This window comes from Allochromatium palmeri (assembly GCF_009720725.1).
Lineage (GTDB): Bacteria > Pseudomonadota > Gammaproteobacteria > Chromatiales > Chromatiaceae > Thermochromatium > Thermochromatium palmeri.
The window spans coordinates 1-3,673 of the sequence record NZ_WNKT01000098.1; the positions used below are offsets into that span (position 1 = coordinate 1).

A 3,673-nucleotide genomic window follows, 5' to 3' on the forward strand; every position below is an offset into this window, starting at 1 on the left:
CCGTTTCGTTGGACCTATATCGGCAAGCCGCTGATGGCATGAAATTGTCCAGTCAATTTAGGGTGCGCGGTACTAGATTTTCCAGGCCTGCCAGGTAGGCCGGAGAGCTGAAAGGGCATCTCGTGTGACGGATTGCCGTGGTCATGATCGAAGGGGCGACATTTAGGTGTTTTCCAGAAAATATTCTCCCCCAAAAGGTCAATTCTTTCGCGGAAATCACCATCGATTGTCTGAAGTATCTTCGATTTTGCGGTGCAGTGGCGGGGCGCCGCCAGCGCGATAGCCCAGCCGCTCCATTAGCCTGCGGTTACGCGGGTCCTCGAGCAGTGGCGCGATGATGTCGTAGCGCTGCCGCCAGCGCTCGGGTGCGGGCTTGGCGGTGGCGAGTTGCAGCGGCAGATCGTTGTCGCGGGCGTAGGTGAGCGATTCGTCAAGCTCGATGCCCAGCCAGTCGGTGAGACGGGCGTAGGCCTCGGCCTTTTGCGCCGGGCTGCCGAGCAGATCTTCGAACTTCAGGCGCAGGGCGTCGGTGCGAATCTCGGGGTGGCTGTCGAGCCAATCGAGGATGGTCTGGTGGCAAGTGCGCCAATGGTTGGCACAGACCTGCTCGAGAGGCTTGTCGGTCCAGCGACGCCAGCCCGGAATCAGTCCGAACTTGAGCCATTCGCCTCCCCACTGCGGAAAGCGATCGGAATAGCCGGGGATAGACAGCGGTTGATCGACGCGTGCGGCCCAGAAGCCTGGGAACAGGTAGCCGTCGTACATGCCGTTGGCGCTGGCGGCGACGCTGCGCGTGAGGTGCAGGATGCGGAAGCGGGCATTCGGGAACAGGGCCTTGAGGAAAGGTAGCCTGAAGGTATTGGCGACTGTCTTGATGATGAGCGGCTTGCGCGCGAGGTCGTCGGCGCTGGGAGCCCGCCAGGGACGAATGAGGATGAAGGGAGGCATTTCGATGAATCGCTCTGACGGCAGCAGGTTCGTGGGTATGGCATCCGGGATGATCTCGTGGATGAGCGCTTTGTCGAGATCGTAGAGGTAGGGATTGACCCCGGGGTAGGTATGGCGAAGCTGGCGCAGGAAGACCGCATGGAACAAGGGTAAGTCCAGGAAGCGACCGCGGGGCCAGCCGCGCTCGCTGTAGAGTTGCTCGAGCGCGGCGCGCGTGGCGGCGCCGACCTGGTCGGGATCGAAGCGTAGCTCAGGCCACTGCATGCTGAGCCGAATGCTGAGGTCGATGATGAAGCGGTCCAGACTCTCGGGAGTGTGTAGCTCATCAGGGGTGCCACAGTCCTGCGCCAGCAGCGCGGGCAGGCCGTTCGCTTGGGCGATGGGCAGGTGGCTTTCATCCAGGGCATCTGAGTCACCGCTCTCCGGATAGCGTAGGTTGGCGAGCCCGAGGAAGGGGGTAATCGCGCCCTGAAAGGTGAGCAGTTGGTCTGTGCGCCGAAAGATGGAGGCGAGCAGGCTGGAGCCGGAGCGCGGGCTGCAGACCACCACGACGACTTGACCAATCTGTTCGCAGAACTCGGGGTTGAGCGGCTTGTTGCCAGGCCTTTTCATCAAGTCGGTGACGGCGTTGGCCTGCTGGGCAAACGGGTGAGGACGATCGGCGCTTTGGCTGCGGTGTAGTGTGTGCATTTGGATATGACTGGCCTCGAGGAGTGGGGCTATTCTGCCATGATTGAGGTCGCTATTGGTCGAGAGTGAAAGTGCTAATAAGATACATCATTCTCGCCACGCACAACGCACTCATAGAAGGGCAGCACGCCATGGCTTTCAGTCACATGCGCCGTATTGCAGCCTTCGGACAGGTCGATATTGGTGCGGTCCGGCCAGGAGGCGAGACTGACTAGAATAGCGTTGCTCTCGGCAGTAGGGGCGTAGAAGGAATCGAAGGACGCATCCGTGCGATACCAGGCTGGGTCGCAATCGACGTAATCCAACTCCAAGCCACTTTTCCCCTCGCGCAGATGGGCCACGGCCTTGAATGATAGCGCGGTGCGATAGCCGCTGCCGCGGGCATAGCCTTCGCGCAGCTCTGTCGATTCGATGCCGAAAGCTTGCGCCACCAAATTAACCAATTCCGATAAAAAGATACGGGGAATAGTCTCCCCGCGCACCACATTCGCGGATGAGCGTACCCGAAACGATGTGATGATGTCAGCATAGTCAAGGCATAAGCGCCACAAAGGGCCTAGCTGGTTGTCGTTCTGCCCGCGCGTAAGGGTGGCGGAAATACTGCCCTGTAAATTGACCGCGCGCATATTATCCAAAGCCATGAGCTTGCGATCTAGGTGGTTATGTCCTTCCCATTCCTCATAAAAACACGGTTCCAAGCTGCCGATGGAAAGCACCACCCGATCCAAACCGGATTCTTTCAACGCCTTGACATAATCAGGCTTCCCCAACTTTAAGCCATTGGTCAGCAGTACCACGGTCTTGCCCATGGCTTTGAGATCCTGGATTATCTCCGGCAAATCGCTACGCATCGTAGGCTCCCTGCCGCCCAAGGCGAGAATGCCTTGCAAATCGCGGCAGCGCTCTAGGATGTCGGTTCGCTCAGGATCCGGGCGCTCGATCTCGGGCACATAACAAAAGCGACAGGCAATATTACAGCGGTGTGTTATCGGGACGATAGTGGTATCCAATGGCAATAATGGATCTAACCCCGGCCGGTAGGTATGACGGCGGAAAAACTCCGGATCGCTCTCCACCTGCCCTTCGCTGTCGCCATGCTCGGAACAATGCTTGCGGATGAATACCTCGCCGTCGCGCTCGAATACCACTGCGTCCACCACCCGGTAGCAGTGAGAGCAGACGCCTTGGGTAGTCTTGATTAAATTTTCGACATGACCGGTTTGGACCGAGTTGCTCATAGCTATAAGCTCCTAGAGATTAGGAAAATGCCTTTCAGCCAGATTTCAAGCATGCCGCTCTGGCTGTCGTGGATGGGTGAGTGAGTAATCGCGGTCAGACACAAGGTTAGGCACACGGTCAGGCACGGCACAATGACACCGAATCTTGCTCAACTCAGTCTTATCCGAGATCCGGGGGAGGCTGTTTCTTCAACCTTTGATATCGGATATAGGTATCCAATAACTGGTATTGCATCCGCTCCTCCTGGGTTAACTGTTGCAGGAAAATCTCCATTTGCCCCTTGGCAGCCCGACCGTCATACCCCCTCTCCCGGGGATGGAAAACCCGGATGCCTTCATCGACGACGGCGATGAGTTGATTGGCGTAGGCAAACGCCAGTGCGGCCCAGCCTATTCCCCAGCCGTACTGGTTGTGCTCGTAATCCATGCGCATGAGCCGGGAGATCACGGCGGCGGACAAGGCAAGAACGATTCCGTCGGTTTGGGTAACGATGTTGAGAGACGTAGATTCCACTTTCTCCAGAGCCGTCGTGTCGAGATCGAAGGGGGTGTAATGAACGAGAGGCGCCCATACCGCTACTTTGCTCGAATCGGCGAACGCGGCCCGGCATCTTTCGATCAGGGTCGGCCAGTCGGCGCACTCTGCATCACCCTGGACGATTAGCATCAGGTCCGATTGGCAGGCATTTAGCCCGAATTATTCATAAAAAAGGGCGAATCTCGTTTAACCAATTGATAAAATTGGTGTTCCGCCAAGAACGCTTCGGAGAAGCTAAACGAGGTCGCCCATGCCCGAG

3 protein-coding genes are annotated in these 3,673 nt (G+C 57.8%); all 3 read right to left on the reverse strand.

What is annotated here, in order from left to right:
• Nucleotides 1-216: 216 nt before the first annotated feature.
• Nucleotides 217-1,638 carry a sulfotransferase family protein gene (locus GJ668_RS19415; protein WP_155451732.1) on the reverse strand — a complete coding sequence of 474 codons (1,422 nt, stop codon included), beginning with the start codon at nucleotides 1,636-1,638 and terminating at the stop codon, nucleotides 217-219.
• Between the two features lie 74 nt (nucleotides 1,639-1,712).
• Entirely contained in the window at nucleotides 1,713-2,876 is a 1,164-nt protein-coding gene (locus GJ668_RS19420) for a radical SAM protein (protein ID WP_155451733.1), read from the reverse strand.
• Nucleotides 2,877-3,036: 160 nt separating this feature from the next.
• Nucleotides 3,037-3,543 carry a hypothetical protein gene (locus GJ668_RS19425; RefSeq protein WP_155451734.1) on the reverse strand — a complete coding sequence of 169 codons (507 nt, stop codon included), beginning with the start codon at nucleotides 3,541-3,543 and terminating at the stop codon, nucleotides 3,037-3,039.
• Nucleotides 3,544-3,673: the final 130 nt, after the last annotated feature.